Source organism: Pantoea sp. X-Soil-OKNW-713, from assembly GCF_059730685.1.
Window position 1 is genome coordinate 1,131,575 of sequence record NZ_AP035995.1, and the last position, 24,434, is coordinate 1,156,008.

24 protein-coding genes and 1 other annotated feature are annotated in these 24,434 nt (G+C 54.4%); of the genes, 13 read left to right on the plus strand and 11 right to left on the minus strand.

Going from position 1 to position 24,434, the window contains the following annotated elements:
• Window positions 1–15 precede the first annotated feature (15 nt).
• Window positions 16–1,212 (minus strand): efflux RND transporter periplasmic adaptor subunit, encoded by a 1,197-nt coding sequence (locus AC6I8R_RS05115; RefSeq protein WP_021182282.1) that lies wholly within the window; start codon window positions 1,210–1,212, stop codon window positions 16–18.
• A 142-nt stretch (window positions 1,213–1,354) separates the two neighbouring features.
• Here AC6I8R_RS05115 and acrR point away from each other — a divergent pair, with 142 nt between their 5' ends.
• Window positions 1,355–1,999, plus strand: coding sequence for a multidrug efflux transporter transcriptional repressor AcrR (gene acrR / locus AC6I8R_RS05120; RefSeq protein WP_021182283.1), 645 nt, complete (start codon window positions 1,355–1,357; stop codon window positions 1,997–1,999).
• Between the two features lie 24 nt (window positions 2,000–2,023).
• Here acrR and rsmS read toward each other — a convergent pair whose 3' ends face one another.
• From rsmS to priC, 3 genes are read right to left on the minus strand one after another with little or no spacing between them, the layout of a single operon-like run.
• Window positions 2,024–2,179: a pleiotropic regulatory protein RsmS gene (gene rsmS / locus AC6I8R_RS05125; protein WP_021182284.1), complete on the minus strand. Its 156-nt coding sequence runs from the start codon at window positions 2,177–2,179 to the stop codon at window positions 2,024–2,026.
• Between the two features lie 8 nt (window positions 2,180–2,187).
• Window positions 2,188–2,433 (minus strand): GlsB/YeaQ/YmgE family stress response membrane protein, encoded by a 246-nt coding sequence (locus AC6I8R_RS05130; RefSeq protein ID WP_021182285.1) that lies wholly within the window; start codon window positions 2,431–2,433, stop codon window positions 2,188–2,190.
• Between the two features lie 51 nt (window positions 2,434–2,484).
• The gene (gene priC, locus AC6I8R_RS05135; protein WP_415174724.1) at window positions 2,485–2,997 is read right to left on the minus strand and encodes a primosomal replication protein PriC; all 513 of its coding nucleotides are present in this window, start codon (window positions 2,995–2,997) and stop codon (window positions 2,485–2,487) included.
• A 57-nt stretch (window positions 2,998–3,054) separates the two neighbouring features.
• On the opposite strand from priC, the gene AC6I8R_RS05140 reads away from it, so the two are divergent.
• From AC6I8R_RS05140 to htpG, 6 genes are all read left to right on the plus strand, one after another.
• Window positions 3,055–3,438, plus strand: coding sequence for a DUF454 family protein (locus AC6I8R_RS05140; RefSeq protein WP_021182287.1), 384 nt, complete (start codon window positions 3,055–3,057; stop codon window positions 3,436–3,438).
• Window positions 3,439–3,588: 150 nt separating this feature from the next.
• Entirely contained in the window at window positions 3,589–4,140 is a 552-nt protein-coding gene (apt, locus tag AC6I8R_RS05145; protein WP_013508166.1) for an adenine phosphoribosyltransferase, read from the plus strand.
• Window positions 4,141–4,333: 193 nt separating this feature from the next.
• Window positions 4,334–6,286 (plus strand): DNA polymerase III subunit gamma/tau, encoded by a 1,953-nt coding sequence (dnaX, locus tag AC6I8R_RS05150; RefSeq protein WP_497831977.1) that lies wholly within the window; start codon window positions 4,334–4,336, stop codon window positions 6,284–6,286.
• Window positions 5,628–5,689: a sequence feature (DnaX frameshifting element), on the plus strand. (Overlaps the previous gene by 62 nt.)
• A gap of 53 nt (window positions 6,287–6,339) precedes the next feature.
• A complete protein-coding gene (locus tag AC6I8R_RS05155; RefSeq protein WP_021182290.1) occupies window positions 6,340–6,669 on the plus strand; it encodes a YbaB/EbfC family nucleoid-associated protein in 330 nt (109 codons plus the stop codon).
• Complete coding sequence (gene recR, locus AC6I8R_RS05160) at window positions 6,669–7,274, plus strand: recombination mediator RecR (protein ID WP_208724971.1); 606 nt, start codon at window positions 6,669–6,671, stop codon at window positions 7,272–7,274. Before AC6I8R_RS05155 ends, recR begins: the two co-directional genes overlap by 1 nt.
• Before the next feature lie 98 nt (window positions 7,275–7,372).
• On the plus strand, window positions 7,373–9,247 hold the full coding sequence (gene htpG / locus AC6I8R_RS05165) for a molecular chaperone HtpG (protein ID WP_208724972.1): 1,875 nt from the start codon (window positions 7,373–7,375) through the stop codon (window positions 9,245–9,247).
• A gap of 78 nt (window positions 9,248–9,325) precedes the next feature.
• On the opposite strand, the gene AC6I8R_RS05170 is transcribed toward htpG, so the two are convergent.
• Window positions 9,326–11,194: an NACHT domain-containing protein gene (locus AC6I8R_RS05170; protein WP_497831978.1), complete on the minus strand. Its 1,869-nt coding sequence runs from the start codon at window positions 11,192–11,194 to the stop codon at window positions 9,326–9,328.
• Between the two features lie 63 nt (window positions 11,195–11,257).
• Window positions 11,258–12,127, minus strand: a complete 870-nt coding sequence (locus AC6I8R_RS05175) for a LysR substrate-binding domain-containing protein (protein ID WP_021182294.1) — start codon at window positions 12,125–12,127, stop codon at window positions 11,258–11,260.
• Between the two features lie 196 nt (window positions 12,128–12,323).
• Between AC6I8R_RS05175 and AC6I8R_RS05180 the strand changes: the two genes are divergently transcribed.
• From AC6I8R_RS05180 to AC6I8R_RS05195, 4 genes are all read left to right on the plus strand, one after another.
• On the plus strand, window positions 12,324–13,214 hold the full coding sequence (locus AC6I8R_RS05180; protein WP_497831979.1) for a DUF6024 family protein: 891 nt from the start codon (window positions 12,324–12,326) through the stop codon (window positions 13,212–13,214).
• Between the two features lie 97 nt (window positions 13,215–13,311).
• Complete coding sequence (adk, locus tag AC6I8R_RS05185; protein WP_021182296.1) at window positions 13,312–13,956, plus strand: adenylate kinase; 645 nt, start codon at window positions 13,312–13,314, stop codon at window positions 13,954–13,956.
• A gap of 114 nt (window positions 13,957–14,070) precedes the next feature.
• Entirely contained in the window at window positions 14,071–15,030 is a 960-nt protein-coding gene (hemH, locus tag AC6I8R_RS05190) for a ferrochelatase (protein ID WP_497830190.1), read from the plus strand.
• Window positions 15,031–15,087: 57 nt separating this feature from the next.
• Window positions 15,088–16,389, plus strand: coding sequence for an inosine/guanosine kinase (locus AC6I8R_RS05195; protein WP_497831980.1), 1,302 nt, complete (start codon window positions 15,088–15,090; stop codon window positions 16,387–16,389).
• Window positions 16,390–16,436: 47 nt separating this feature from the next.
• Here the strand turns inward: AC6I8R_RS05195 and ybaL are convergent, their stop codons facing one another.
• Both ybaL and AC6I8R_RS05205 read right to left on the minus strand, forming a co-directional pair.
• Entirely contained in the window at window positions 16,437–18,125 is a 1,689-nt protein-coding gene (gene ybaL / locus AC6I8R_RS05200; RefSeq protein WP_021182299.1) for a YbaL family putative K(+) efflux transporter, read from the minus strand.
• Between the two features lie 219 nt (window positions 18,126–18,344).
• Window positions 18,345–19,547 (minus strand): MFS transporter, encoded by a 1,203-nt coding sequence (locus tag AC6I8R_RS05205; protein WP_497831981.1) that lies wholly within the window; start codon window positions 19,545–19,547, stop codon window positions 18,345–18,347.
• Between the two features lie 162 nt (window positions 19,548–19,709).
• Here AC6I8R_RS05205 and ushA point away from each other — a divergent pair, with 162 nt between their 5' ends.
• Complete coding sequence (gene ushA, locus AC6I8R_RS05210) at window positions 19,710–21,464, plus strand: bifunctional UDP-sugar hydrolase/5'-nucleotidase UshA (protein ID WP_497831982.1); 1,755 nt, start codon at window positions 19,710–19,712, stop codon at window positions 21,462–21,464.
• 86 nt (window positions 21,465–21,550) lie between these two features.
• Here the strand turns inward: ushA and AC6I8R_RS05215 are convergent, their stop codons facing one another.
• Window positions 21,551–21,985: a multidrug/biocide efflux PACE transporter gene (locus AC6I8R_RS05215; RefSeq protein WP_208724977.1), complete on the minus strand. Its 435-nt coding sequence runs from the start codon at window positions 21,983–21,985 to the stop codon at window positions 21,551–21,553.
• A 90-nt stretch (window positions 21,986–22,075) separates the two neighbouring features.
• Here AC6I8R_RS05215 and AC6I8R_RS05220 point away from each other — a divergent pair, with 90 nt between their 5' ends.
• On the plus strand, window positions 22,076–22,945 hold the full coding sequence (locus AC6I8R_RS05220) for a LysR family transcriptional regulator (RefSeq protein WP_021182303.1): 870 nt from the start codon (window positions 22,076–22,078) through the stop codon (window positions 22,943–22,945).
• Here AC6I8R_RS05220 and ybaK read toward each other — a convergent pair.
• Window positions 22,942–23,421, minus strand: coding sequence for a Cys-tRNA(Pro)/Cys-tRNA(Cys) deacylase YbaK (gene ybaK, locus AC6I8R_RS05225; protein WP_013508182.1), 480 nt, complete (start codon window positions 23,419–23,421; stop codon window positions 22,942–22,944). The genes AC6I8R_RS05220 and ybaK overlap by 4 nt on opposite strands.
• Before the next feature lie 171 nt (window positions 23,422–23,592).
• Entirely contained in the window at window positions 23,593–24,396 is an 804-nt protein-coding gene (locus tag AC6I8R_RS05230) for a TraB/GumN family protein (protein WP_415174716.1), read from the minus strand.
• Between the last annotated feature and the right edge of the window lie 38 nt (window positions 24,397–24,434).

Consider the following 24,434-nt stretch of genomic DNA (forward strand, 5'->3'; position numbering starts at 1 on the left):
ATTAACGGCTCCTGTTTATGAAGACGATTTTTCAGACTGTGCCTGAGATGCGGCAGCGGCTTTCGTGTCGTCTGATACTTCTTGTGGTGTTACCTGCGCACCGGGTTTGGCACGTTGCAGACCGACGGTGATCACGCGATCGCCTGCTTTCAATCCTTCGGTCACCAACCATTTATCACCAATCGCCTGGTTGGCTGTCAGGTTGCGCAATTCAACTTTGTTATCGGCTCCGACCACCATGGCTGTGGCCTGACCGGTTGGGGTACGGGTTACTGCCTGCTGAGGTACCAGCAACGCACTCGGATTGGTACCTTCATCCAGACGCGCACGGACAAACATGCCAGGCAACAGGCGGCCATCCGGGTTCGGGAAGATCGCTCGCAGGGTAATCGAGCCGGTGGTTTCGTCGACGGTCACGTCGGAGAACTCCAGCGTACCGGCCTGTGAGTAGGTGCTGCCGTTTTGCATCAACAGAACAACATTGGCTTTGCCGTCGGTCTGTTTCAGCTGACCGGCTTCCAGCTCGGCGCGCAAACGCAGGAAATCATCGCTGGATTGGGTCACGTCAACATACATCGGATCGAGCTGCTGCACGGTAGCCAGCGCGGTAGTCTGCGCACTCGAAACCAGCGCACCTTCCGTCACGGAAGATTTACCAATGCGTCCGCTAATCGGGGAGGTCACCTTGGTGTATGCCAGATTAATGCGGGCACTTTCCACGTTCGCCTGTGCGGCCTGTACGGCTGCGGCATTCTGCGCGGCGGTAGCGACGGCGGTGTCATAATCCTGCTGGCTGATGTACTTGGTACCCAGCAGCGGCTTATAGCGTTTAACCGTCAAATCTGCGATGCGCGCATTGGCTTGCGCTTCCGCCAGGGCACCTTTTGCATTGTCATAAGCCGCCTGATAGGTAGCGGGATCGATCTGATACAGGGAAACCCCTGCTTTCACGTCACTGCCTTCAACAAAGTTACGCTTCAGAATGATACCTGAGACCTGAGGGCGAACTTCCGCAACACGGAAAGCCGAAGTACGACCAGGGAGTTCAGTGGTGATTTTCAGTGGCTCGTTTTTTAACGTCACAACACCCACTTCAGGGGGCTGCTGCTGGGCGGCTTGCTGGGATTTATTATCATCACATCCTGTCAATACAAAGCTGCCTGAAAGCATCAGGACGGCCGCCAGAGGGGCTAATCCTCTGTTTTTATTCATAAATAAACCTCGAGTGTCCGATATCAAATGATCAATGGATCACAAACCGTTAAACCCATTGCTGCGTTAAAACACGGGTCGTGCTATGGTACATACATTCACAAATGTATGTAAACTTGCCAGTTTGTAAAAAAAGTCCGCTATGGCACGAAAAACCAAAGCACAAGCACTTGAAACGCGTAATCAAATTCTTGATGCCGCGTTAGCTCACTTCTCAGAACACGGTGTTGCCGCCACATCACTGGCGGATATCGCTGCGGCTGCCGGCGTCACGCGGGGAGCCATCTACTGGCATTTCAAGAATAAAGCCGATCTGTTACATGAAATCTGGTTGCAATGTGACGCTGGGCTTGACGATGTGGAACTTGAGTATCAAACAAAATACCCCGACGATCCACTCTCTGTTATGCGTTCGATGTTGATCTATATCCTTGACGCTACTGCAAAGGATCCCAAAAGACGCGCACTAATGGAGATCATTTTCCATAAATGCGAATTTGTGGGTGAAATGGCAACCTTGCAGAATATGCAGCAAAGCTTACTGTTGGAATGTTACGACAGAATAGAAGAGGTGCTGCGTGCGTGCATTGATGCGGGCCAGTTGCCCGGCAGCCTCAACACCCGTCAGGCAGCGTTGATTATGCGCGCCTACGTTAATGGCATGATGGAAAGTTGGCTGTTTACCCCGGAAAGTTTTGATCTGGCGGCAGAAGCGCCGGGCCTGGTTGAAGCCCTGTTGGATATGTTGCGCTTCAGCCCAACATTATCCAACGGTATTCATTCGTAACGGCGCGCTTCATAAATCGCGCTGTTACGGGGATTTTTCTGCGGCTTGTTTCTGTTCATAATCGCGTCGGACAATTGCCAACGCGGCCAGCACCGTGGTGGTGGGCACCTGGTTCTCCTCAAGTAGTTGAATCAAATCCACTGCCAGTTTGATTTCGTCTGGTGCCGTTTCCAGTGACATTGTCTCTCCTAAATACGTAATTTCATCACCACCAGCAGCATCACCACGGCGCCAGCCAGTGCCATGCCCAGGGTCGCCACGCTAAGGGTTACCATGTCGCCCGCGTTAAAATAACTGGCGATATAACCGCCGATCAGCGCACCTATCACCGCCAGTATCAGCGTAACGATAAAGCCACCAGGTCGTCCGGGAAATAGCACCCGTTTTAGCCAGCCGGCGGCAAGACCGGTCAAAATCCAGGCGATAAAAGCCATATGCAACTCCTCATCTCAGGAGAGATGAGTATAGAGGAAAGATCACGGCGCTTACCGTGCGGTAAATTGCAGCTCCAGCTTGTGGATGGCCTGGCGACAGCGTCCCAGACGCACCTGAAGCTGCTCCAGCTCACGAATCAATTGCTGCTGGACGCTCAAGGTTTCGGCATGTTGCAGATGCTGCTCACGTTCGGCGATCATCGCCAGCAACCGCGTCTCATAACCTCGATACTCTTCACGTTTCTGTTGTTTGACATCAGTACGTGGCCGTTCACGCGCTACGCGCAGTTGCTGGCTCTGGCACTCACGTTGTAAAGCAGCAATCTGATCCACGACTTTATCGGCCAGCCACTGCCGACGCGTGGCGTCCTGATCAGCGGCGCTGAGCTGGGCGATGTTGTGTTCCAGCTCTTGCAGATAGTCGGCGAGGCGTGTTCCCTTGCAGTGGAACAACTGCGCATCAAAACGCGGCTGCCGACAGCTCCCATCTGGTTGCTGAGCGATTTGCTGGCGCAGCAGTACCAGCGTGGATTGAAGACGTTGTTGTGGGCGTGGCAAGGGCATCACTCTTTTCCCGACTGTGTTAACGTAGCGCGGTATCGATTTTATCAGGCATCCGTTATGCAACGCATTTTATTACTGAGCCTTGGCTGGCTGGCAATTGTGCTGGGCACGCTGGGGATTGTATTACCTTTATTACCTACCACGCCATTTGTGTTGCTGGCGGCCTGGTGTTTTGCCCGTTCCTCACCGCGTTTCCATCACTGGTTGTTATGGCGTTCACCTTTTGGTCGTTATCTGCGCCACTGGCAGCGCCATCGTGCGATGCCACCTGGAGCAAAAGGTCGTGCCATGCTGCTGATTATCCTTACCTTTGCTGTGTCCATCTGGTTGGTTCATCTGTGGTGGGTGCGCATTATGCTTGGCGTGATGTTGTGCATCTTGCTGCTGTTTATGTGGCGGATTCCGGTGGTGGCAGAAAGTACAGACGAACGTGAAACGTAGCGACAGGGTTGCATTTAGGCGACCATTTGCTTAGATTTGGGCCTCTTCGTGCGTGGCTTCCCTTTGTGAACTGACTTCGCTTAACCCGGTCCTCCGGGTAATGGCGCTATGGGAGCTGCGCGAAATAGAGATTTCACCAGGCGTAACACTATGACCGCAACTGCTCAGCAGCTTGAACTCATTAAAAACAGCATCAAAAGCATTCCTGACTACCCCAAACCGGGCATTCTGTTCCGTGACGTCACCAGTCTGATGGAAGACCCGCAAGCCTATGCGGCGTCGATTGCCATCCTCGTTGAGCGTTATCGTGACAAAGGCATCACCAAAGTGGTGGGGACGGAAGCGCGTGGTTTCCTGTTTGGCGCGCCGGTCGCGCTGGGTTTAGGCGTGGGTTTTGTGCCGGTGCGTAAGCCGGGCAAACTGCCGCGAGCCACCTTTAGCGAAAGCTATGAACTGGAGTACGGTACCGACACACTGGAATTGCATCAGGATGCTATCCAGCCGGGTGACGTGGTGCTGGTGGTAGATGATCTGCTGGCGACCGGTGGCACCATCGAAGCTACCGTGAAACTGATCCGTCGTGCAGGCGGTGAGGTGAAAGATGCTGCTTTCATTATTAACCTGTTTGATCTGAGTGGCGAAGCGCGTCTGAAAGCGATGGGCCTCGATTGCTTCAGCCTGGTTAATTTCCCCGGCCACTAAGGCCAGCGCGCTCCGTTATCCGACGGGGCGCATCTCCGCAAAGTTATAGGCATCTTGGGTGTTGGCTGTTAAACTACTGCCAAAATAAACAGGGTTTGCAAAGCAGCGTTTTTCCCCTTTTGACTGACAGCGGGCCTCGGCTCCTTAGTCGTGCCGCTGTGCCAACTCAACCAAATCCAGTGATCGAATCCACATGAGCTATCAGGTACTTGCGCGAAAATGGCGTCCCCAGGCTTTCGCTGACGTAGTCGGTCAGGAACATGTGCTGACTGCGCTGGCCAACGGGTTGTCACTGGGACGAATCCATCATGCTTATCTCTTTTCCGGCACCCGTGGCGTAGGTAAAACCTCGATTGCGCGTCTGCTGGCAAAGGGCCTCAACTGCGAAACCGGCATCACCTCGACGCCTTGTGGCGTGTGCGATAACTGCCGTGAAATCGAGCAGGGACGTTTTGTCGATCTGATTGAGATCGATGCGGCGTCGCGCACCAAAGTTGAAGACACCCGTGATTTACTCGATAACGTGCAATACGCGCCAGCGCGCGGTCGCTTCAAAGTCTATCTGATTGATGAAGTGCACATGCTGTCACGTCACAGCTTTAACGCGTTGCTGAAAACGCTGGAAGAGCCGCCATCACACGTTAAATTTCTGCTGGCGACCACCGATCCGCAAAAGCTGCCGGTCACCATTTTATCCCGTTGCTTGCAGTTCCATCTCAAAGCGTTGGATGTCGAACAGATTCGCCAGCAACTGGAGCATATTTTACAGCAGGAGCAGATCGCCGCCGAACCGCGCGCGTTGCAACTGCTGGCGCGCGCTGCCGAAGGCAGTATGCGTGATGCACTCAGCCTGACCGATCAGGCGATTGCGATGGGGCAGGGTAGCGTGACGCGTGATAGCGTGGCACAGATGCTCGGCACGCTGGACGATGAACAGCCGTTAGCGTTGATTGAAGCGCTAAGCGAAGGCAACGGTGAACAGGTGATGGCGCTGCTGAACCAGGCGGCGTCACGCGGCGTCGAGTGGGAAGCCTTGCTGGTGGAAATGCTGCGCCTGCTGCACCGTATCGCCATGGTACAACTGTTGCCTGGCTCGCTCAGCGAGGATGAAGTCAACCAGGCGCAACGTCTGCGCGAACTGGCGCGGGTATTGCCGCCAGCCGACGTGCAACTTTATTACCAGACGCTGCTGATGGGGCGTAAAGATCTGCCGCTGGCACCGGATCGCCGTCTGGGTGTGGAAATGACGTTATTACGTGCGCTGGCGTTTCACCCGCAGGCGTTGATTGCCGAACCGGTTGCACGTCCGGTGCTGACGCCGCAGGCGGCTCCGGTTGCTGCACCGTTAGTGGCGGCGCAACCACAAATGGCACCGCCGCAGACTGAAGCGCCGCCGATTCCTGCCGATTATCCTGATATGGCCCCTGCGCCGGAAAATCTGTCGGATGCCACCAGCCAGTTGTTACAGGCCCGTACGCAGTTATTGCGTCAGGGAGCCAGCAAAGCAAAAAAGAGTGAGCCGGCAGCGCGTTCCGCGCGGCCGGCTAATGCGGCACTGGAGCGCCTGGCGAATGTCACGGAACGGGTGCAGCAACGAGCAAGTGAGCCGGCGGTAAAAGCGGCGGCAAAACCGGAAGCCTATCGCTGGAAAGCGCAAACGCCGACCGAGGTGATCGCTGAGCCGGTCGCGACGCCAAAAGCCTTGCGTTCAGCGCTGGAGCATGAGAAAACCCCTGAGCTGGCGCAACGTCTGGCGGAAGAAGCGCAGCAGCGCGATGCCTGGGCGGCGGAAATCGCCGCTCTGACGTTGCCAAAGCTGGTGCAGCAACTGGCGCTGAACGCCTGGAAAGAGCAGGGCGATAATCAGGTGTGTCTGCATTTGCGCAGCAGCCAGCGTCATCTGAATTCAGGTGGTGCGCGCCAGGCATTGGCCGAGGCACTCAGCCATGCGGCAGGTGAGACGGTTGAACTGACCATTATTGAAGACGATAATTCCGCGGTATTGACGCCACTGGAATGGCGTCAGGCCATTTATGAAGAGAAACTGTCGCAGGCGCGTCAGTCGATCATTAGCGATACCCACATTCAGACCTTGCGTCGTTTCTTTGACGCGGATTTGGATGAAGAGAGTATTCGACCCGTATGAACATGCTGCCGTGCGATGAGCGCGCGACGCAGCCCCAGCAGAGAGAGAAGACTATGTTTGGAAAAGGCGGATTGGGCAACCTGATGAAACAGGCCCAGCAGATGCAGGACAAAATGGCCAAAGTTCAGGAAGAGATCGCCGCGCTGGAAGTCACTGGCGAATCAGGTGCTGGCCTGGTCAAAGTGACCATCAACGGCGCGCATAACTGCCGTCGCGTGGAAGTGGATCCGAGCCTGCTGGAAGATGACAAAGATATGCTGGAAGATCTGATCGCTGCCGCGTTCAATGACGCCGCACGCCGTATCGATGAAACGCAGAAAGAGAAAATGGCTTCTGTGTCTGCCGGTATGCAGCTGCCGCCAGGCTTCAAGATGCCGTTCTGATGCAAACCAGTCCACTGCTTGAATCCTTGATGGAGTCGCTGCGTTGTCTGCCGGGGGTTGGCCCGAAGTCGGCGCAACGTATGGCCTTTCATCTGTTGCAGCGCGATCGCAGCGGTGGCATGCGCCTGGCGCAGGCGTTAACGCGCGCGATGTCGGAAATCGGCCACTGTGCCGATTGCCGCACGTTCACCGAGCAGGAGATCTGCACCATCTGCGCCAATCCGCGTCGTCAACAAAACGGCCAGATTTGCGTGGTGGAAAGTCCGGCGGATATCCACGCCATTGAGCAGACCGGCCAGTTCGCAGGTCGCTACTTTGTGCTGATGGGCCACCTGTCGCCGCTGGATGGTATCGGCCCGCAGGATATCGGGCTGGATCGTCTGGAGCAGCGCCTGGAGCAGGAAACGTTGCAGGAAGTGATCCTCGCGACCAATCCCACGGTGGAAGGAGAAGCCACGGCCAACTATATCGCCGAGCTGTGCAGCCAGTACGGCGTGGATGCCAGCCGCATTGCACACGGCGTGCCGGTGGGCGGTGAGCTGGAGATGGTCGATGGCACCACGCTGTCGCACTCGCTGGCTGGACGTCACAAGATTAAATTTTAATCACTTGCCGGTATCAATCTTGATACCGGCTTGAAATTCTCCGCACCATCCCCATCTCTTCCTCAACGTTCGATCAACCCGATTCAGTTGAGGTAGCAATGACCATGAAAGGACAAGAGACGCGTGGCTTCCAGTCAGAGGTAAAACAACTTCTGCACCTGATGATCCATTCCCTCTATTCAAATAAAGAGATTTTCCTGCGTGAACTGATCTCCAACGCCTCCGATGCGGCTGACAAACTGCGCTTCCGCGCGCTGTCGTCACCGGATCTGTACGAAGGCGACGGCGACCTGCGCGTGCGGATCTCGGTCAACAAGGAAAATCGTACGCTGACGCTGAGTGATAACGGCATCGGCATGCGTCGTGATGAGGTGATTGAGAACCTCGGCACCATCGCTAAATCAGGCACCAAAGCGTTTCTGGAGTCGATGGGTTCTGACCAGGCAAAAGATAGCCAGCTGATTGGTCAGTTCGGTGTCGGTTTCTACTCGGCATTTATCGTAGCTGATAAAGTCACCGTGCGTACCCGCGCCGCCGGTGCCAGCGCCGAAGAAGGTGTGTTCTGGGAATCGGCCGGTGAGGGTGAATATACCCTGGCTGAGATCGAGAAAGCCGATCGCGGCACCGAGATCACCCTGCATATGCGTGAAGGCGAGGATGAATTCCTTGATGCCTGGCGTGTGCGCAGCATCATCGGCAAATATTCCGATCACATCGCGCTGCCGGTCGAGATCGAAAGCAAAGATGAAGAGAGCGACACCACCAGCTGGGAAAAAATCAACAAAGCCCAGGCACTGTGGACGCGCAACAAAGCTGAGATCAGCGACGAAGAGTACCACGAATTCTATAAACACATCGCCCATGACTTCAGCGAGCCTGCGGCCTGGAGCCACAACCGCGTCGAAGGTAAGCAGGAGTACACCAGCCTGCTGTATATCCCGGCACGCGCCCCGTTTGACATGTGGAACCGCGACCACAAACACGGCCTGAAACTTTACGTCCAGCGCGTGTTTATCATGGACGACGCCGAACAGTTTATGCCGAACTACCTGCGTTTCGTGCGTGGCCTGATTGATTCCAACGACCTGCCGCTTAACGTTTCGCGTGAAATTCTGCAAGACAGCCGCGTGACCCAAAGCCTGCGCGGTGCGCTGACCAAGCGTAGCCTGCAAATGCTGGAAAAACTGGCGAAAGATGACGCGGAAAAATATCAGCAGTTCTGGAAAGAGTTCGGCCTGGTACTGAAAGAAGGCCCGGCCGAAGATCATGCCAACCAGCAGCAGATTGCAAAGCTGTTGCGTTTTGCCACCACGCAAAGCGAAGGTGCCGAGCAGACGATTTCTCTGGACGACTACCTGAGCCGCATGGTGGAAGGTCAGGACAAGATTTACTACATCACCGCTGACAGCTATGCCGCCGCTAAAAGCAGCCCGCATCTGGAGCTGTTCCGCAAAAAAGGCATCGAGGTGCTACTGCTGTCCGATCGTATCGACGAATGGATGATGAGCTACCTCACCGAGTTTGACGGTAAAACCTTCCAGTCGGTGAGCAAAGCGGATGAGTCGCTGAGCAAACTGGCCGACGAAGAAACCGAAGAACAGAAAGAAGCGGAAAAAGCGCTGGAGCCGTTCGTTGATCGCGTGAAAACCCTGTTGGGCGAGCGTGTCAAAGAGGTGCGTTTAACCCATCGTCTGACGGATACGCCGGCGATTGTCACCACCGATGCCAACGAAATGAGCACCCAGATGGCGAAATTGTTCGCGGCGGCGGGCCAGGAAGTGCCGGATGTGAAATACATCTTTGAACTGAACCCGGATCATACGCTGGTGAAACGTGTGGCGGATACCCAGGATGAAAGCCGCTTTGGCGAATGGGTGGAACTGCTGCTCGACCAGGCGCTGCTGGCTGAACGCGGTACGCTGGACGATCCGAACCAGTTTATTCGTCGTATGAATCAGTTGTTAACTGCCTAAACAGCACAAGGGCGACCAGCAGGTCGCCCTTTATTGCTCACATCAGCGCAAGTTTAGCGCTGCCTCGTTTGCCAAAACTTAAAGTTTGATCTTCATACCGCGTGATAACGCTTGTTTCTTCTCGTGAAGTCTTGCTTTCGTTGGTAAATACACGCCGTGATAATATCGATAAATTTCACTGCTGATGGAAAAGACTAATTCATCCCAATATTCTGATTGATGAAACAGATCTGACAGAGCAATGTTATACAGATCTTTATTGGTATCGTCGGCAGACGTTTTCTCATGCTGTGTTGTTCGGTATTGATGGAGATTATCGGGATGGATGCTTTCTTCCAGTATGTTATTGATGACAATGTCGGTATGTAGTCCTGGCTCTCTGGGTTTACCGGACATAACGGCAAGCGTGTGAAGTGATGTTTGTATGTCTGGTGTGCTACTGGCAACAATTTCGTCGCTAAATCCATTGGTGAATTTTGTGATCTCATAGAGCGCTTGATCGTACTCAAGCGATTGGAGTACATATTCAGCAAGTTCTTCGGTGTTCATTTCTGCGAGTGAAATAAAACCCGTCTTTTCGAACCGCTCGGTCATAATCTTTCGGCGAAACCAATCTTCATCAATATGAAATAAGAAAAAGAGGACGTTGTCATACTCAATGCCCGTGCCCAGTTTATCGGAAAAATAGTCATAATATTTATCTTTATAATCTTCAGGTAATTTTGTGACAGCATAAGCAGCATGATATTCTTGCAATGATTTGTGCAAAAAAACATAGCGATTAAAACCATCGGCTTGTATCAGGCAGGTGATGCTAATGATGTCATGCAAAAAGTTATCGCGTTCTTGCTCATCAAGAGCGGCGGTATCCAGCGCCCGCGCAGCGTAAGCGTGGAGGTTTTCCTCGTTGAACTCATAGACTTCATCTTCCATGGCAAATAAACACATCGCCGAAAAACACCATTGAATTTCGTCTGTTTGTAATTTACAGCGGCGTTGCCTGGACCAGGCCTTGATACGGTCATGCTTGTGATACAAGGTGGAAAACAACAGGCGATAAAAATCCACGGCAGTTCGCGGTAGTTCATCCCAGTCATGATAGCAGGCATGTAACAGGGTCAACAGGATAGGACTCACCAGCGTATGCGCTAACCCAGAATTCGTTCTGAGAAGCTGGGATAATTCGTTGAAATCATCGGGCGTGGCGAGTTTTTTAAGTATGCCGTATCTGTCCTTATCCGTAAGTGATTTGACAAAAACATTGGTGATGCCAGCTTCACTGCATATCTCAGTATCGGGGCGACTGGTGACAATGACAGGGCAGCGATATTTTTTATTAATTTCAAAAATAGAACGGATAAAAGCAGAACGCAGGTTATCTTTAATTTCATCAAAACCGTCCAGTAAAATGATGATTTTTCCTGACGACAAGAGTTGCTCTAAAGCATCCTGGTTAAGATCGAATCCTAATATGTTTAATTGCGCGTGAAGATATTCGAGGACGTTGCCGTCCTCAATACGGCGTAATTCCAGGAAGAAAGGCAATCGACGATGCTTTCTGATCTCTTCAAGAAACAGTTTACGCAGAATGGTACTTTTGCCTTGTCCGGCAATCCCAATGATGTTGACGATGTTCTGGGAGATTATCTGTGCGCCATCACTGACAATCAGTTCGGTCTTTTCCGGCCTGTTTTCAATGGTGAGCGGATAATAAATATCTTCAAGCAAAACGTCATAATCGGGATTATGCAGAGTGCGCATACGCAGAGCAGCATAAGCATGCTTTTCCAGATAGGCCTGCTGAATGTGGGGTGATTGCATTTGGCTGAGAAGTTTTTTGCCTGCTTTTCGGGTTGGGATCCAGTCAACCTTCAGCAACTTTTCAACCATGACTTTTGTCGCTTCACCAATGCCACTATTCAGTAGTTGGGCAATAAGTGCATCCATAACGTATCCTCATACCATTCACGTTTTACGTTTATGTAATAAGTATCTTATTGGCAATAGTGATCAGTGATGCGCCTCATCCCTCAACCAATCACGAAACAAGGTAATCTCCGCATCATGCTGACGTGACGCCTTGGTCATCATCCAGGTGGCGCGATCCACCCGCACAAAACCAAGTGGCGCGATCAGTGTGCCGTCGTGTAACTCTTGCCGCACCAGCAAACGCGGTGCCATGATCACGCCCAGGCCATTTCTGGCTGCCTGAATGCCCAACGTCAAATTATCAAAATGTTTTCCCACCCAGAAATTCCCTCGCGTACCGCTGGTTTTTGCCCACTCCGCCCAGGCGTGAAGTCGGGTATCAGCATGCAGAAGGGGTAAGGCGGCGAGATCCTGCTCACTCTGGAAGCGTGCGGCAAATTGGGGGGCACAGAGCGGGCCGATGTAATCATCGCTAATCAGGGTGGCATCAATGTCTTCATCAGGTGTTTGTTCGTAACTGTGAATCAGAACATCGGTATGTTCACTGCGTAACTGGTCAATCTCTACCAGTTGCTGGAACTGGATCTCAATATCGGGATAGCGCAGATAAAAAGTGCCGATGCGCGGGATCAGCCATTGGGAAAGAAAACTCGGCGCGCAGGAGACGCTAAGATGGTGACGCATGCCGGTGCGGATACTTTCACAGGTCGTGGAAAGTTCGCTGAAGGCCTTCTGACAACTGACCAGTAATCGCTCACCATGTGAGGTTAATTTGACACGTCCATTTGTACGGACAAACAGAGGCTTACCCATCCAGCTTTCCAGCTGTCGGACCTGATGGCTGATGGCGCTATGGGTCACATGCAGACGTTCTGCGGCTACGCTAAAACTGCTGTGCAGTGCCGCCTGGTGGAAATAATGCAGTGCACGTAACGAAGGTAGCCCGGTCATACTCATCCCCTGTGTAAAAACCTAACAGGGATTGTCAGTTTATATCATTTTAAAGTCCAGCCGCATTCCCCTAACCTTTCCCCCTGATTCTGGCGGGTTGACTGGCAGGCGTCTCTGTGTTTCGCCGGTAATTTCTGCCACGGATCCGAGCCTCATCCGCCATCACACAGCACAATAAACAGAGAAAAATCACGCGATGGCTTCACAGAATGCTTCTGCCAGGGCGGCGGCGCGCGATCAGCTTCGCGGCCAGCTTTCCCGCCATTATCGGCTTGAACAGTATGATCTCTTCTTTGCACCTTCATTGCATATTGCGCGGGTGCTGCTTTCCCAACTGTTTTTACGCCAGGAGCAGGCGCGTAACCAAACCCGCTATGCGTCGCATTATCCTGTCAGTGAATTAAGTATCCTGGCAGCAGTGCCGGTGATGGCGGGGAATATTGCTCTGGTTGAACATATTGACCTGTTTCAGGGGCGGGTACGCGCGCTGGCTGAATGCCAGAGCCAGGGCGTCACCGATGCATCTGAGTCTTTCGCCACGCTGTTGCACCGACGGCTGATAAGCGAGGCGCGACTGTTTGTCACACGGCTCGATCGTCACGCGGCGCTGGGAACGGATTTAGTGTTGATCGCCTTACGTACCCATGATTTCAGCACCCTGGTGCGCAGTGAGTTGCGCCTGTTTGAACAGGGGCTGGCGCTGGGTGATGCGCCGGAGCAGGCGTTGGCACAGATGGCGGCTGCGCAATGGCGACCTTATAATATCGCCAGCGTTGATACCATCACGCTGGAAGCGCCATTTTCGCTGCAATCTTTGCAACAGCCGGGTCTGTCATTCGCGGTGCTGCCGATTATGCCGGGTAAGCTGCCAAACGCGCCGCAGCCTGATTTGCATCATTGGCCTGAGCGTGGGCGCGTCCTTCTTCGTGCCAATGTGCGTGGCAGCGCCAACAAAAGTCAGAATATGACAATGAAACTGACGAAGCGCCTGCGCGAGCTGTTAAATAGCGGTCGCAATTCTGAAAATGCGGAAAAATCCCGCGTCGGGCTGGTATCGGTGGCAAAAGGCAGTAAAGTAGGACATTAGCCGTTACCGCGCCCCTTTCCTTGTGGTGGGCGGGGCATAGTGGTATGGTCTTCGCCTTCTCAGATTGATCAATGCGATTCGCAAGGGGAATTACGCAATGCGTATTATTCTGCTCGGGGCACCGGGCGCAGGTAAAGGCACTCAGGCTCAATTCATCATGGAGAAATACGGTATTCCGCAAATCTCCACAGGTGACATGCTGCGTGCGGCAGTGAAAGCGGGCACTGAGCTGGGCCAGCAGGCGAAAGCCATTATGGATGCCGGTAAACTGGTGACTGACGAGCTGGTAATTGCGCTGGTTAAAGAGCGTATTACTCAGGAAGACTGCAAAAACGGTTTTCTGCTTGACGGCTTCCCGCGCACCATTCCGCAGGCTGATGCCATGAAAGAAGCCGGTATCAGCGTCGATTTCGTGCTGGAGTTTGCCGTACCGGATGAACTGATTGTGGATCGTATTGTAGGTCGTCGCGTGCATGCGGCGTCTGGTCGCGTTTATCACGTTAAGTACAATCCGCCGAAAGTGGAAGGTAAAGACGACGTGACCGGCGAAGAGCTGACAACACGTAAAGATGACCAGGAAGAAACGGTGCGTAAGCGTCTGGTGGAATACCATCAACTGACTGCGCCGCTGATTGCTTACTACAGCAAAGAAGCGGAAGCCGGTAACACCCAATACCACAAAATCGACGGCACCCGTCAGGTTGCTGAAGTGAGTGCACAGCTGGCCGCGATTCTCGGCTAAGCCAGTTAAGGGCCGGTTTATCGGCCCTTTTGCAGCAATTGCTTTTCCCTCCCGCTTTTTCCGCTACAATTTCCCACGATTTTGACCCATTCGTTTCGACAGCAAGGAAATACAATGAGGCAAGAAAAGCCCGGGGTTTTACTGGTTAATTTAGGCACGCCAGACGCACCCACTACACCAGCGGTTAAACGTTATCTGAAACAATTCCTCGGTGACCCGCGCGTGGTGGATACGCCGCGCTGGTTGTGGTGGCCGATTCTCAACTTTATTATCCTGCCGTTCCGTTCGCCGCGCGTATCGAAGCTTTATGCATCGGTCTGGATGGATGAAGGTTCGCCGCTGATGGTGTTCAGCAAGCGGCAGCGTGATGCGCTGGCGCAGCAAATCGATATGCCAGTGGAGCTGGGCATGAGCTACGGCCAGCCGAGCCTTGAAGGTGCGGTTGAGCGTCTGCTGGCACAGGGCGTCACTAAATTGATCGTGTTGCCGCTCTACCCGCAATTCTCCTGCTCCACAGTTGCGGCCGTATGGGATGGCCTGGCTGCCAGCTTCAAACCGCTGCGTTCCCTGCCAGAAGTGGCTTTTATTCGTGATTACGCTGAACATCCGGCATATATCGCGGCGCTGAAAGCCTCCGTCGAGCGTTCCTTCGCCCAGCATGGCGAGCCGGACCTGTTGGTGCTGTCCTATCACGGCATCCCACAGCGCTTCGCCGACGAAGGCGATGACTATCCGCAACGCTGCAAAGATACTACCGATGCGCTGGCCGCCGCGCTCGGCATCGCGCCACACAAGATCATGATGACCTTCCAGTCGCGCTTTGGCCGTGAGCCCTGGCTGACGCCTTACACCGACGAAACCATGCAAGGTCTGCCCGCTAAAGGTATCAAGCATGTGCAGGTGATGAGTCCCGGCTTTGCCGCAGACTGCCTTGAAACGCTGGAGGAGATTAGCGAGCAGAACCGTGAATTCTTCCTGCATGCGGGTGGTGAGAAGTTTGAGTATATCCCTGCGTTGAACGCCGATGACGAGCACATTGCCATGATGGTGCAGTTGGTCAACGCGCGCCGTTAAGGGAGTGGCAGAGAATGTGTTATCATTCTCTGCCTGATTTTCCAGACGGCATCCCCCATGAAATTTCCCGGCAAACGCAAATCCAAACACTATTTCCCCGTTAGCGCGCGCGATCCGCTGTTGCAGGCTACGCAACAAGAGCAGGAGGAGGGCAGCTGGGTCGTCGGTATTGATCAGACGCTGGTAGATATTGAAGCCAAAGTTGATGATGGCTTCCTGCAACGTTACGGCCTGAGTGCGGGTCATTCGCTGGTGATTGATGATGCCACGGCGGAAGCGTTGTACCACGAGCTGATGCGTGACGAGTTAATTAGCCACCAGTTTGCCGGTGGCACCATTGGCAACACTTTGCATAACTACTCGGTGCTGGCCGATGACCGTTCGGTGTTGCTGGGCGTGATGTGCAACAGCATCCAGATCGGTAGCTACGCTTATCGTTACCTGTGCAACACCTCCAGCCGGATGGATCTCAACTATTTGCAAGGTGTCGATGGCGCGATTGGTCGTTGTTTCACCCTGATTGGTGAGCAGGGCGAGCGTACCTTTGCCATCAGCCCCGGTCTGATGAACCAGTTAAAGGCCGACAGCATTCCCGAAGAGGTGATCGCAGGCGCGTCAGCGCTGGTGTTGACCTCCTATCTGGTGCGTTGTCAGCCGGGAGAACCGATGCCCGAAGCGACGTTGCGCGCGATTGCGTTCGCCAAAAAACATAACGTACCGGTGGTGTTAACGCTGGGTACCAAATACGTCATTCAGGACAACCCGCTGTTCTGGCGCGAATTTCTGCGCGATCATGTCTCCATCGTCGCGATGAATGAAGAGGAAGCCCTGGCTCTGACCGGAGAGGCCGATCCGCTGCTGGCGGCCAATATGGCGTTGGATTGGGTCGATTTGGTGCTCTGCACCGCCGGGCCAACCGGGTTATATATGGCGGGCTTTACCGAAGAAGAATTTAAGCGCAAAACCAACCATCCGTTGCTGCCAGGCGCGATTGCTGAATTTAACCAGTATGAGTTCAGCCGTGCCATGCGCCAGCGGGATTGCCAGCAGCCATTGCGCATCTTCTCGCATATCGCGCCTTATATGGGCGGTCCGGAGAAGATTATGAACACCAATGGCGCGGGGGATGCGGCTTTAGCAGCGCTACTGCACGATATCACCGCCAATAATTTCCACCGCCAGAAAGTGCCGAACTCCAGCAAACATGCGCGCGAGTATCTGACGTATTCATCACTGGCGCAGGTGTGTAAATATGCCAACCGCGTCAGCTACCAGGTGCTGAATCAGCATTCCCCGCGTCTGACGCGAGGTTTACCGGAGCGTGAGGATAGCCTCGAAGAGTCGTACTGGGACAGATAAAAATTACCCCGTAACGGCGCGATTTATCGCGCCGTTACGGCGTTAAATCAAATCGGACATTCACGCACAATCGGCCTTTGCGCAATCTCTTCTTCCAGCATATGCAGCATGCTGTTAGCGATCTCTCGTTCCCCCATCACCACGCGATTGGCACCACGTTCGAGGATGTATTCCACTTCGTCGTCATAATGGGCGCGGGCGATTATCTCGATATTGTCGCGCTTCGCGCGCGCCGCCGTGACAACCTCACCGGCTTCATAACCATTGGGAATGGTCAGCAGTAGCCAGCGGGCGCAGTCGAGGCGCGCCAGCTCCATGATGTCGCTGCTGGCGGCATTGCCCAGCACCGCTTTGATGCCTTGCTCGCGCAGCGCTTCAACGCGTGGTCGCGAGTTTTCCACCACCACTAACGGCACATCCGCTTCCAGCAGCTTCTGTCCCAGCAGGCTACCGACGCGGCCATAGCCGACAATCACCGCATGGTCACAGATATCCACCGGAATTTGCTTCTCCTCCTCGATAGGATCGATCAGCGTCTGCTCTTCCATCGTCTCGGTTTTGTCGAGATAACGTTCCAACACAGTAAAGAGAATCGGGTTCAGCATAATCGACAGGATGGCTGCGGCCAGCACCAGATTACGCCCCTCCTGGCTCAGTAACCCCAGCGAAATGCCAAGACCGGCCAGAATGAAGGCAAACTCGCCAATCTGCGCCAGGCTAACGGAGATCGTCAGGGCTGTGCGGCGTGAGTGGCCCAGCAACGTGACCAGCAGCCAGGCTGCGACCGATTTGCCCACCACGATAATCACCAGCGCCCCCAGTACCGCCAACGGCTGGTTGACCAGAATCATCGGGTCGAACAACATGCCAACAGAAACGAAGAACAGCACGGCAAACGCATCACGTAGCGGCAGCGTGTCGTGTGCTGCTCGGTGGCTTAATTCAGATTCGTTCAGCACCATGCCTGCAAAGAAAGCGCCGAGGGCAAAGGAGACATCAAAGAATTCTACTGCACCAAACGCAATGCCCAGCGCCAGTGCCAGCACCGCCAGGGTGAACAGCTCGCGTGAACCGGTGGCAGCACTTTTCGCCAGAATCCAGGGGATCACGCGGCGGCCCACCACCATCATCAGCACCATAAAGGTGACCACTTTACCGATGGTCAGCAGCAGGTCCCACGCCAACAGGGTTGGGCTGGCGTTACCCTGTTCCAGCATGCCAGCGATGGCAGGCAGCAGCACCAGCGTCAGCACCATGACCAGGTCTTCAACAATCAGCCAGCCGATGGCAATTTGCCCGCGCTGGCTGTCAATCAGTTGACGCTCCTCCAGCGCGCGCAGTAACACCACGGTACTGGCGGTGGAGAGACACAAGCCAAACACCAGCCCGGTCATCATTGACCAGCCCAGCGCCCACGACAGCCCCATTCCCAGTAAGGTTGCCACGGCGATTTGCGCTACTGCACCGGGAATGGCGACCGACTTTACCGACATCAAATCTTTCAGCGAAAAGTGCAGCCCCACACCAAACATCAGCAGGATCACCCCCAGTTCAGCTAATTCAGGGGCCAGATTGGTATCGGCTACAAAACCAGGGGTAAAGGGACCGGCCAGCACACCGGCCAGCAAGTAACCGACCAGCGGCGAAATTCGCAGGCGATGTGCCAACATACCAAGGAGAAAGGCCAGGACCAGTGCCCCGACGATGGTGGTGATCAACGGTGTGGTGTGATGCATGCCTGTCTCCTTGTGTGCAAATGTATCCGCTTGTAACAACCTAGTTTACTGCACAATCGCTAACCGCGTTTAAACATTTGAGCGGGATAAGCAGAAAAAATGAAAAAATAAGAGAAAAATGCAGCCGAAGTGTCATTTTCTTCAGTTATCTCACAATATCGGCAGGATTCATGCTGAATAAAGGGGGGCAGGGAAAAATAATTACCCCCCGAAACAGGCTCAGACGTGACGGTTATCTGGCAGGAAAGCGGTCAAAAGGCCGATAAGTGGCAACCAGGCACAGATTTGATATACCCATTCGATGCTGGCGTGGTCTGCCACCACCCCCAGCACGGCGGCACCCAGCCCACCCATACCGAAGGCAAAACCGAAAAATAGCCCGGAAACCATACCGATACGTCCCGGTAGCAACTCCTGCGCGTACACCAGAATGGCAGAAAACGCTGAGGCGAGAATCAGACCAATAATTACGCTCAGTACACTTGTCCACATTAATGACGCGTGCGGCAACAGCAGCGTAAAGGGGGCGACACCGAGAATCGAGCACCAGATCACATACTTACGACCAATTTTGTCGCCAATCGGTCCACCAATAATGGTCCCTGCCGCCACTGCGCCAAGAAATACAAACAGATGAAATTGCGACGCCTGCACCGAGAGGCCGAATTTCTGCATTAAATAGAAGGTGTAGTAGCTGCTCAGGCTGGTGAGATAGAAGTACTTGGAGAAAATCAGCAGCAGCAAAATGCTGATCGCCAGCACCACTTTTTTTCGCGGCAGCGGATTGGACAACACCGTGGCAGCTTTGGCTTTACTGGCGCGCTGCTGGTGGCTATACCAGCGGCTGACCTGCAACAACACGATGATCCCCAGCAACGCGGCCAGCACGAACCAGCCGAGATGGCCTTTGCCATAGGGTGCAACAATCATTGCGGCCAGCAGCGGGCCGAGTGCACTGCCGAAATTCCCGCCCACCTGGAATAGCGATTGCGCCAGGCCATGACGTCCACCGGATGCCATACGGGCGACACGGGAAGATTCGGGATGAAAAATTGATGAACCGCTACCCACCAGTGCCGCTGCCAGCAGCACCTGGAGATAGTCACTGGCGAAGGTCAGCAGCACCAGGCCACACAGGGTAAAACCCATGCCAACCGGTAACGACCAGGGTTTGGGATATTTGTCGGTGTAGTAGCCGACCACGGGTTGCAGCAGCGAGGCGGTCACCTGGAAGGTGAGGGTGATTAAACCGATTTGCACAAAGTTGAGGCTAAAATCTTTTTGCAACAGCGGGTAAATCGCCAGCAACAGCGACTGCAACATATCGTTCAGCAGATGCGCGAGGCTGATCGCCCCTAAAATGCCGAACGCCGTGCGCCCCGGTGCGCGTGCCGGGGATGAGAGAGTATGATCACTTGCCATAGAAATCCTGAGAGGGTCAATTTTCGTTATCAGATTGTTACTTCTCTCAAGACTCTATAAGCCTTTCATCTTGAGTTAAAGTGCGATCTGTGCGACACAGAAGGGCGATAAAGCACATAAAGTCCACTGGTTAGTGGAAAAACGCAGAATAAGGAGATCGGCTTGTTGTTAATTCCGCGCAAAAGCCATTGGCTGGCATTGATTATCCTGTTGTTGCCGATACTGGCACAGGCATGGCAGCCCGACCGCAGCTACCGTCTTACTATCCTGCATACCAACGATCAGCATGGTCATTTCTGGCCCAACGCGCAGGGCGAGTATGGTCTGGCCGCGCAGAAAACCCTGATGGATACGCAACGTTATGATGCGCAATCAAAAGGAAGCGGTGTGCTGATCCTTTCCGGCGGTGATGTTAACACCGGGGTGCCGGAGTCGGATTTGCTTGATGCGGAACCCGATATTCGCGGCATGAACCTGGTGGGCTATGATGCGATGGCGCTGGGTAACCATGAGTTTGATAAACCGCTCAGCGTGCTGCAAAAGCAGCAGAAATGGGCCAAATTTCCCTTTCTTTCCGCCAATATTTACGCAAAATCCAGCGGCCAACGGCTGTTCAAGCCCTGGGCGGTCTTTACCCGTATGGGGCTGAAAGTTGCCGTAATCGGCCTGACCACGCCCGACACCCTGCGTATCGCCAATCCGGCCAATATGGCAACTATCGAGATTCGAGATCCGGTCACTGAAACCGAAAAAGCGGTGGCTGAGTTACGTGCCAGCGTCAAGCCGGACGTGATTATTCTTCTCACCCACATGGGCCATTACGACGACGGCCAGCATGGCAGCAATGCGCCGGGCGATGTCGAGCTGGCGCGCAGCTTGCCGCCTGGCACCGTGAACCTGATCGTTGGCGGCCATTCACACGATGCAGTGTGCATGGAGAAAGAGAACGTCAGCGTGAAAAATTATCAGCCAGGCCAGCCCTGCCAGCCGGACCGCCAGAATGGTGTGTGGATCGTACAAGCGAAAGAGTGGGGTAAATTCGTCGGGCGCGGTGATTTTACCTTCCGCAACGGTGAGCTGGCGCTGGATAGCTACCAACTGATCCCGGTCAATCTGAAGCATAAGATCAAGAATGCGGATGGCAGCGAATCCTGGCTGACCTGGCAGCAGGAGATCCCACCGAATCCGGCGATGATGAAACTGCTGACCCCCTTCCAGAAACGCGCAGAAGCCAAACTGGATGTGCCGGTCGGCAGCAGCGACGGTGTCTTTGTTGGCGAGCGGGACAAAGTGCGTTTTGAGCAAACTAACCTCGGCCAGTTAATTCTGCGTGCGCAGATGGCCGCCACCAAAGCAGATTTTGCGGTGATGAGCGGTGGCGGGATTCGTACTTCACTGCCGCAAGGGGCGATCAGCTGGCGCGATGTGTTGCAGGTGCAGCCCTTCAGCAATCAGGTGGTGTCCGTCACCCTGACCGGTAATCAATTGCTGACGTATCTGGCAACCGTTGCCAATATTAAAACCGATGCCGGTGGCTTTGCGCAGTTTGCCAATATCAGCCTGGTGGCGGATGGTAGCGATGTCAGTGAGGTGAAGATCAACGGTGAGCCATTACAGCAGGATAAAACCTATCGCATGGCGACCAACAGCTTCAACGCTACCGGCGGCGATGGTTATCCGCGCATTGATAACCTCGCAGGTTACACCAACACCGGGTTGCGCGATGCGGATGTGTTGCGCGGCTGGGTGAGTCAGCATTCACCGTTGAAAGTGAGTGACTACGCACCGGGAGAGGGGATTGTGCACCTGACCGCGGAGCAGAAACAGCAACGGGATAGCGCGCCGGAGAAACCCAGGAAGCGCAGCTATCCGAAGACGGTGCTGGCATGGATACTGCCGCATGCGGTGGAAAAATAACGTCCCTGCGCGGAATTGCGCGATGAATCGCGCCGCTACGCGACCGTACACACGTTGGTAGCGGCGCGAATTATCGCGCGGGTTTCTCACGCCTGGCACGCTTTGCGCGTGAGCCAGCGCTGACGCAGAATATCCCACAGCCAGTTATACGCGACGGTGTAGGGCAGGAAGAACAGGAAAAACGCCACTTCCACCATCAACGCCTGCAACAACGTGATACTGAGCATCCAGGCAGCAATCGGTAAACCAATCACAATAAAACCGCCCTCAAAACCCAGCGCGTGCAGTACGCGCAGGCCAGCGCCTCGCTGCACCCGATCCCGTGGGTACAGGCGATCAAATCCGGCGTTATAAATCATGTTCCACAGCATGGCGACGGTCGACAGCATGATCGCCAACAGCCCCATTTCAAACAGCGGCTTATCCATTACCCAGGCGGCTAACGGGGAAACAGTCAAAATCGCCAGAATTTCAAAGCCAGCAGCGTGGAAAAAACGTTCTTTCAAAGAACGGGTACGCATAAAAACCTCCTGATTCATTACAGGACGCATTTTCTCACTTGCCGAAATTAAGATAAAATGAACACCTATCGATAAAAGCGATGGATAACTATGAAATACTCCCCGGAATCCCTTGAGGCTTTTGTGCAGACCGTCGCCAGCGGGTCATTCTCTGCGGCGGCACGGGCGTTGGGCAAAAGCCAGTCCACCATCAGTAGCGCGGTGGCGAATCTCGAAGATGATTTAGGCTTTATGTTGTTTGATCGGCAGGGACGTCAGCCGGTATTAACCGAGCAGGGACAGCGAGCACTGGCGCAGGTGCAGCAGATCCTGGCGGCCAGCCAGCGGCTGGATGAACTGGCGGTGCGGCTGTCGCAGGGTGTCGAGCCGCGCCTCAGTCTGGCGATCTCCGATTTCTGGCAGGCGGAATATCATGAAACGCTGTTGAAGCGTTTTGAAGCGCGCTATCCGGATATCGAATTTGAATGCATGATCGCCGAAGATGCCGACGTGCTGGACCTGCTACAGGCCGGACGCGTGCATCTTGGGGTGGTGCGCGCTCAGCCCTCATTACCGCCAGATATCGCGGTGGCGCGCTTACAGGTGGAGGCGCAGATGGCGATTTATCTGCATCAGGACCAGGCGTTGGCCCAGCAGAAACAGGTTACCGAAGCGCAACTCGGGGCGTTACGTCAGTTGCGGCTCAATACCTGGGTGGAGACGCGTGACCCGATGCCAGCGGGCCGGGTGTGGTCGGCTCCGTCTTATCTGTTATTACTGGAGATGGCGGAGCAGGGATTTGGCTGGAGCGTGTTGCCGCGCTGGCTGGTGCAGCAGTTTGGTCATCAGGTGTTGAAGGAGTTGCCGGTGTCAGGCTGGCCGCAGCATATTGCGGTGGAAGCGGTCTGGTCGACGCGTAATCCACCGGGACCTGCCGGGCGCTGGATGATCGATCAACTTTGCGCCCAGCAGCCTGATTAATCGCGGCGCGCGACATCGGCCAGGGGGGCATCCAGCAAACGCGCCAGATCCTGTGCCGCCAGTTCGATATCCAGCCCGCGTTTACCGCCGGAGATAAAGATGGTGGCAAATTCCGCCGCTTGTTGATCAATCACCGTGGGCAGGCGTTTTTTCTGCCCCAGCGGGCTGATGCCGCCCACCAGATACCCGGTGACGCGCTGTGCCAGCAGCGGGTCAGCCATATCGGCTTTTTTCGCCCCCAGCGCTTTGGCGACTTTCTTCAAATCGAGCTGACTGGACACCGGCGTAACCGCTACTGCCAGGTGTTTCGCATCGCCATTCAGTGCCACCAGCAGCGTTTTGAATACCTGTCGAGCATCGAGATTCAGTTTTCGCACCGCTTCGTCGCCAAAATTGGTTTCATGGCTGTCATGATCATACGGATGCAGAGTAAAGGTGACTTTTTGTTTTTCCAGCAGTTTTACAGCGGGCGTCATTTTTCGATCCTTGCTAAGGAAAATCTTATTTCAGAAACGGCGAATAGTACTGGCGAAATTCTGAACTTTGCGCGAGAATTGGCCCGCGCCAGCCAGCAATGGCTGTGTGATAACCAAAATCATAAACAAATTCCTCTTTGACGGGCCGATAGTAATATCGGCCTTCTTTTTTTAGCGCGCTTTGAACAGGCCCGGTAAATTATCATCCCCGTAAAGATGCAACGCCCCCACGGCCACCACATAACGTCCCGGCGGTAATGCCAGCAACAATTCGCGCCAGTGCTGATTGCGGTTGCGCATCAAGGTGTCATTCAATTCATTGCTGAAGGTGGTGGGTAGCGCGACCGGCTGCTGCTTCGGTGGTGCATCCAGCCACCAGCTGATCATGGTTTGCAGCAAACGTGCGTTGGTGTGCCAGTGTTCCAGCGTATCCAGCAACAAGGGCAGGCCATTCTCCGGCAACGACTTCAGCAGTGCGATTTGTGTGTCCGGTCCTTCCAGCTCAATCACCGGCTTATGTGTCGCTTTGGCAGCCTGCAACAGTTGATAATCGATGCCATATTGTGGCCGCAACCCGAGGCGCTGTGCCTGCTGCGCTTGCAACATCAGGGCAATCTGCCACATCGGCAGGTTGTCAAACATCATTACCGACAGCATCAGCTCATCGCAGAGCGCGGTTAGCCTGGTCAGGGTCTCGCTGTCGAGGCGTTCTGCCAGCGGCGGCAGGTTTTCTCCTTCGACAAAGGGGGAACCGCCTTGGGTGATGTCCGCTTCAACGATCAGCGCGTCGGCTTTCGCCAGTTGGCGCAACAAACGTGCCGGCAGCGGCTGCATATCGCGTGTACCCATATGAATGCTGCCGACCAGGTGTAACTGGCGATTGCCCAACTGAATATCCATCGCGGGCCAGGCGTAGCTGGCCGGAAAAAGTCGCGATGCCAGCTGTGTTACGCATTGCCACAGGCTGCGTCTCATTCCCTGTCCTTTTTAAGTCAAAAATCCATGCTAGCGAT